The organism is Streptomyces fuscigenes (assembly GCF_021556455.1).
GTDB classification, from domain to species: Bacteria; Actinomycetota; Actinomycetes; order Streptomycetales; family Streptomycetaceae; genus Streptomyces; species Streptomyces fuscigenes.
This window is the reverse complement of sequence record NZ_JAKGCV010000333.1, coordinates 1-6163: the sequence shown is the minus strand read 5'-3', so window position 1 is coordinate 6163 and position 6163 is coordinate 1. Positions and strand designations below refer to the sequence as shown.

Below are 6163 nucleotides of genomic sequence, written 5' to 3'. Positions count from 1 at the left end.
CACCAGGAACAGCCACTCGCTGTGGATGTTGCCCGCCCACATCACCCCGAACTGCGACAGCCCCAGTACCAGGATCACGATGATCAGCGCCGTCTTGCGGCCCACCAGGTCGGACATCCACCCGACGCACGCCCGCCCCGCACCACCGGCACGCGCCCCCGCCGCATGCCCGTCCCGCACCTCCGGCACGCGCCCCCGCCGCATGCCCGTCCCGCACCACCGGCACGCGCCCCCGCCGCATGCCCGTCCCGCACCTCCGATGCACATTCGTCCCGCGCCATCGGCACGCACCCGTCAGGACGAACCCACCACGGCGCACCCACCACGGCGCACCCGCCCGGCGCCGGCCCCGCTCAGTGCTCCCAGATCTTGAAGGCCCTGACCCGGTACGGCGCCCGGGGCACCCAGGTGCCGTGCCCCGGATACGTCTCGAACTCGCCCGTCTCGGCGCACTCCGCCGACTGGTACGCCGTCACCGGCCGGCCCAGCCGGTTGGCCAGGGACAGCGCCGAACGTCCCGCGGGCAGGGCCACGCAGTCCTCGATCCCCGCCCCCGTCAGCTCGTACGTGCTCCTGCCGCCCCCGAAGTCCTCCTGCGCCCACAGGCACAGCTCGCCCGCCGCGCACTCGCCGCCGCGCAGCGGAGCCGGAGCGGCACCCGCGGGTGCCGCCGCCGCGAACGGCAGCACCGCTGCCAGCAGGGCCGCGGCCGTTGTCGTCACACGTCGCATCTCGTGAACCCCCGTGATCGTTCGATGTCGTTGTTCGCTGTTGTTGTCGTTGTCGTTGTCGTTGGTCGCTGTCGTTGCCGTTGCCGTTGCCGTTGCCGTCAGTCGTCGCTGTTGTCGTCGATCGTCGCCCCTGTCGCTCGTCGCCCGCGGCCGGACCGGCGCCACACCCACAGCATCCCCGTCCGGCCGGTCCCGGACAGCGCGAAGGGCCCGCCGAAACGATCCGGCGGGCCCCTCTGAGCTGCGCGTTTGACTCGCCGTCAAGCGCGCCTTGACGTTAGATGTGCGCTGCGGCCCCCGCCGCGTCCGCGTTCTCGCCGCGCTTCGTCAACAGCGCGACGAAGATGGCCACGAAGCCCACGGCCGCGGCCACCAGGCACGCCAGCGTCATGCCCGACATGAAGGTGTCGTGCGCGACGGTCGTGATCTTCGCCGCGATCGCGGCGGGCGTGCCCGGGGCCACCGGCGCGGTGCCGACCTGGACGGCCTCCGAGGCCTGGTCGAGTTGTTCGGGCTTCAGCGGGGGCAGGCCCGCGCCCGTCCAGTTGCCCGGGAGCCGGCTGGAGACGCGCGAGGCCATGACCGCGCCGAGCACGGCCGTGCCGAGGCTGCCGCCGATCTGCATCGCGGCCTGCTGGAGGCCGCCCGCGACGCCGGACAGCTCCATGGGCGAGTTGCCGACGATGACCTCAGTGGCGCCGACCATGACCGGCGCGAGGCCGAGACCGAGCAGCGCGAACCAGATGGACATGGTCGCCGTGCCGGTGCCCACTTCGAGGCGGGACATCCCGAGCATGGCGAGCGTCGTGAAGATCATGCCGCCGGCGAGCGGGATGCGCGGCCCGACCTTGGTGATGACCATGCCGGCGACCGGCGAGGCGATGATCATCATGCCGGTCAGCGGCAGCAGGTGCAGGCCCGCGTCGACCGGGCTCATGCCGTGCACGTTCTGCAGGTAGAAGGTGACGAAGAACAGCCCGCCGAGGAAGGCGATGGCCATGAGGGCCATCAGCAGGACGCCCGCGGAGACGGGGACGGACTTGAACAGGTTCATCGGGACCAGCGGTTCCTTCACCCTGTTCTCCCACAGGGCGAAGACGATGAAGCACGCGATCGAGACGCCTATGAACAGCCAGGTCCGCCCGGCGCCCCAGCCCCAGGTCGGGGCCTTGATGATCGCCCAGACCAGGCAGAACATCGCCGCGGACAGCAGCAGGATGCCGAGCACGTCGAAGGACCTCGGCGCGTTCTCGGCGCGGTGGTCGAGCAGGATGAAGGCGCCGAGCGCCAGTGCGACGACGCCGACCGGCACGTTGATGAAGAACACGGACTGCCAGCTGATGTGCTCGACGAGCACACCGCCGAGGATCGGGCCGCCCGCGGTGGACGCGCCGATGACCATGCCCCAGATACCGAGGGCCGCGTTCAGCTTCTCGGCGGGGAAGGTGGCCCGGAGCAGCCCGAGGGCCGCGGGCATCAACAGCGCGCCGAACAGGCCCTGGAAGACCCGCAGGGTGACCACGAGCACGATGGTGTGGGACAGTCCGATGGCGCCGGAGGCCGCGGCGAAGCCGACCACGCCGATGAGGAAGGTCTGCCGGTGGCCGAAGCGGTCACCGAGCTTGCCCGCGGTGATCAGCGCCACGGCGAGCGCGAGGAAGTAGCCGTTGGTGATCCACTGCACGTCGGCGAACGAGGCGCCGAGGTCCTTCTGGATGGCCGGGTTCGCGATCGCCACGATGGTGCCGTCGAGGGCCACCATCATCACGCCGACGGCCACAGCGATCAGCGTCAGCCAGGGGTGGCCGCGCAGGCCCTTGTTGGACGGCGCCGTCGTCGGGGGCGCCTGATCGACGGTGGTCTGACTTGTCATACCGCTCAAACTAATGTCAGCTACTGACAGTTGACAAACCAATTCACAAGTCGGTAACTGTCACGTAGCTCACAGCCACAGGATCTACCGTGGTGGGAGAGCCGGGACGGCCGTCGAGCGGTACGGGAACGCGGCGCGACCACGTCAAGAACAAGGAGTACCTCGGGGCGCCGGCACTCGCGCGGAACCGCGGAAACCCGCACAGTTCCGTGAGGAGTCACGAGGAACGACGAGGAACGACAAGGAACCAGAGGATCCACGACGACGCACGAGGGCGCGGCACGAAGCCCCATGAGGATCCACCGGACGCGCGGAAAGATCCGCACGATCCGCACGACCCGCGAGACGGACGGACGATCGCGGAGGACACGCACGATCGCGGGAGGACCGCGACGGACACGGAGCAGCGAGGTCACCAGGTGAGCGTCGGGCACGACACGGCGGAACGGGCCACGGGCCTGCGCGCGCGCAAGAAGCAGCGCACCCGGGATGACCTGATGCGTGTGGCGCTCGAACTCTTCACGTCGCAGGGCTACGAGGCCACGACGGTGGACGAGATCGCCGAGGCCGTGGAGGTCTCCCAGCGCACCTTCTTCCGCTACTTCGCCAGCAAGGAGGACGTCGCCTTCGGGATCGTGTCCCTGGTGGAGGGGCAGTTCGTCGAGCAGCTGCGGCTGCGCCCCGCGCACGAGGGCGCGATGCTGGCGATGCGCTCCGCCGTCAGCGCCGGCTGGGAGAGGGCGAGCGAGACCATCGAGGACATCGCGTCCGTGGAACTGGTCATGAAGGGCTATCAGATGATCGAATCCACTCCGGCCCTGCTCTCGGCCCATCTGCGGCGCGGGAGCGAGACGGAGGAGGAGATCGTACGGATCATCGCCGAGCGCGAGGGCCTGGACGCCGAGCGGGACCCGCGGCCGCGTGCGGCCGTGGCCGCCGTCTGCGGAGTGCTGCGCCTGTCGGGGCGGATCTGGGGCCGGCCGGGCCACGAGACGAGCGTCGAGGCATTGGTCTCCCTCACGGAGACCTACCTGGACGCTCTCACTCCGGCGCTCGCCGAGGAGTGGCACGCGGGGGACGGCGACGCGGACGCGCCGCGGATGTGTTCCGATCATGCGTCCGTCGGCTAACCTGACTCAAGATGTGACCTGTACGTGATCGGCGCGTGACCTGACTCACCCGCCCGTGTCGCGATTCAACGCGCGTTCTAGGGTGGACAAGCAGTGATTCCTTTCCCCTCCTCGCCGGTGCTCATGACGTGGCGGATGCTGCTGGCGCTCGCCGTGGTGTTCGTGATGCTCGCGACGACCGGCTGGACGGCGCTGCAGCGGGGTCAGGGCACCGCGGAGCCGCTGCAGGCGGCTCTCGCCTCCTGGCGCAAGGGGTCGGTCGGGAACCGGCAGCTGCCGAGCCCCCGTTCGTCGCCGCGCAGGCTGGCCGCGTTCTTCGGTTCACTCGCCTCCCGGGAGCAGACCCGCCTGGCCGAGCGCTATCCGCTGGTCGTCGGCAACCTCAACGGGGCCCCGGTGAACCTGCGCTACCGCGCCAACCGCATCGCGCTGCGGCGGGAGGCCTCGGTGCAGGACCGCCGCGCCCGCGACACCCAGCTCTCGCCGGACGGCCGCGCGCTGGCCGCGAAGACCCGGCAGCAGTACGACGCGATGCTGGAGCCCGGGCGCAACTTCCTCTCGTTCGACCCCTCCGGCGAGGGGCGTGCCGCCGAGGTCTTCGGCGACCTCGCCCACGCGCGGCACATCTCCGTGGTCGTACCGGGCGTCGACACGAACGTGCTGACCTTCCAGAAGACCGGCAAGTGGTACAGCGCGCCGGCCGGCATGGGCTCGTCCCTCTACACCGCGGAGCGTGCCGCGTCCCCCGCGAGCAGCACCGCCGTCATCGCCTGGGCCGACTACACCGCGCCCGCCGGCCTCGGCATGGACGCCGCCATAGGGACACTCGCGCGGGCGGGTGCCGTACGGCTGACGGCCCTGACGCGGTCACTGCCCGGCGCTGCGCCGATCGCGCTGTTCTGCCACAGCTACGGCTCGGTGGTGTGCGGCGTGGCCGCGCGCGACCTGCCGCGGCGCGTCACCGACGTGGCCGTGGCCGGCAGCCCGGGCATGCGGGTGCAGAGCGCGCGCGGCCTGCACACGCGGGCCCGGGTGTGGGCCATGCGCGACAACGGCGACTGGATCCAGGACATCCCGTACGTGGACGTCGTCGGCCTCGGCCACGGGGCGGACCCGGTGGCGCCCGGCTTCGGCGCACGCGTGGTCTCCGCCGCGGGCGCGCAGGGGCACAGCGGGTACTTCGCCCCGGGCACGTCCAGTCTCGACAACTTCGCGGACATCGGCGTCGGCGACTTCCGCGACGTGGCATGTGCGGGCGACGTTTCGGGCTGCCGCAGCGGAATCGGCGCCCCCGGAGCCGTCTGACGCGCGTAGATTTTCGCGCTGCGCCTGGAGACGTGCGGGCGAACGCCGCCTAACATGTGGCACATGGGTGATGTACTGGCCGGTATCCACGCCACCTGGGAGTTCGAGGGCGACTCCGTGCTCATCCGCTTCGGACGGGGCATACGGGCACCCAAGCTGTTCCAGGCGCTGCGCGAGCGGCGCGTCCCCCACGAGGCGCTGTCGTCCGTGACGGTCTCCCCCGGAAGACGCGGGACGGTCGTCCTGCACGCGCGCGTGCGGCCGGGCGCCGATCCGCTGATGGACGTCGCGGCCGGGCAGCTCAAGGACGGGTACGACCCCTACCGCCTGGTCCTGCCCGCCGGACGCGAGACGCTCGCCGAGTACTACGCGCAGGAGCTGCGGGGGCTGCTGCCCGAGGGCGGCGGGGACGCGGGCTTCCGGCCGCGGCCCGCCGAGGCGCACCTGGTGGCCGCGCCCGAGGCGCCGCTCGGCTTCAAGGCGTACGACGGCCGGGCGAGCTTCGACGGCAGCGAGGTCTCGTTCCGCTGGTCGTGGACGGGCGCGTCGACGGCCAAGTGGAAGGCGGGCGACCAGACCTTCCGGGTGGGCGACCTCCAGGGCGTGGAGTGGCGCTCGCCCGAGGGCCACGACGGCTACCTGCGGCTCGTGCCGCGCGCGTTCCCCCCGTCGGGCGGCCCCGGTGCCGCGCGCGCCGGGCTGCGGGGCCGGGCGGCGGGCGACGAGGCGGACCGCCTCTCGCAGCCCGACCACGACCCGGCGGCGGTCGTCTTCGGAGTGGGCTACGGCCCGGTGCACGAGTCGCTGCCGTTCGCCGCCGCGGTCCTCGCGGCGGTCCGGGGCGGCGGGGCACGTGCGCAGACACCGGTGCCCGCGGTGGCGGCGGTGGCGGCCGATCCGGCCCGCTCGGTCGCCGACCGCATCCGCCAGTTGGGCGAGCTGCACAGCGCGGGGCTCGTCACCGACGAGGAGTTCACCTCGAAGAAGGCCCAACTGCTCGCGGAGCTGTGAGCGGGAGCGTGCCTTCGGGGCGTGCCTTCGGCGCGTGCCGCGGGGCCGCGCCCGACGCGGTGACCCTGGCCGCGCCCGAAGCGGTGGCCCGGACCGCGCGGCGCGCCCGCGCG

General features: G+C 72.0%; 5 protein-coding genes and 1 pseudogene. 3 read left to right on the top strand and 3 right to left on the bottom strand.

From position 1 onward, the window contains the following. The 3 genes and pseudogenes from L1885_RS21540 to L1885_RS21530 all read right to left on the bottom strand — a co-directional run. Positions 1-144 (bottom strand): annotated as a pseudogene (locus tag L1885_RS21540) (MFS transporter); the annotation flags it as partial. 209 nt (positions 145-353) lie between these two features. Then, positions 354-731 (bottom strand): peptidase inhibitor family I36 protein, encoded by a 378-nt coding sequence (locus L1885_RS21535; RefSeq protein WP_235798815.1) that lies wholly within the window; start codon positions 729-731, stop codon positions 354-356. 277 nt (positions 732-1008) lie between these two features. Continuing rightward, positions 1009-2604, bottom strand: a complete 1596-nt coding sequence (locus L1885_RS21530; protein ID WP_235798814.1) for an MFS transporter — start codon at positions 2602-2604, stop codon at positions 1009-1011. A 497-nt stretch (positions 2605-3101) separates the two neighbouring features. Here L1885_RS21530 and L1885_RS21525 point away from each other — a divergent pair, with 497 nt between their 5' ends. The 3 genes from L1885_RS21525 (at position 3102) to L1885_RS21515 (ending at position 6050) form a co-directional block, all read left to right on the top strand. Continuing rightward, on the top strand, positions 3102-3734 hold the full coding sequence (locus L1885_RS21525; RefSeq protein ID WP_235798816.1) for a TetR family transcriptional regulator: 633 nt from the start codon (positions 3102-3104) through the stop codon (positions 3732-3734). 93 nt (positions 3735-3827) lie between these two features. Beyond that, a complete protein-coding gene (locus L1885_RS21520; RefSeq protein WP_235798813.1) occupies positions 3828-5039 on the top strand; it encodes an alpha/beta hydrolase in 1212 nt (403 codons plus the stop codon). Positions 5040-5102: 63 nt separating this feature from the next. After that, positions 5103-6050, top strand: a complete 948-nt coding sequence (locus L1885_RS21515; RefSeq protein ID WP_235798812.1) for a DUF4429 domain-containing protein — start codon at positions 5103-5105, stop codon at positions 6048-6050. Positions 6051-6163: the final 113 nt, after the last annotated feature.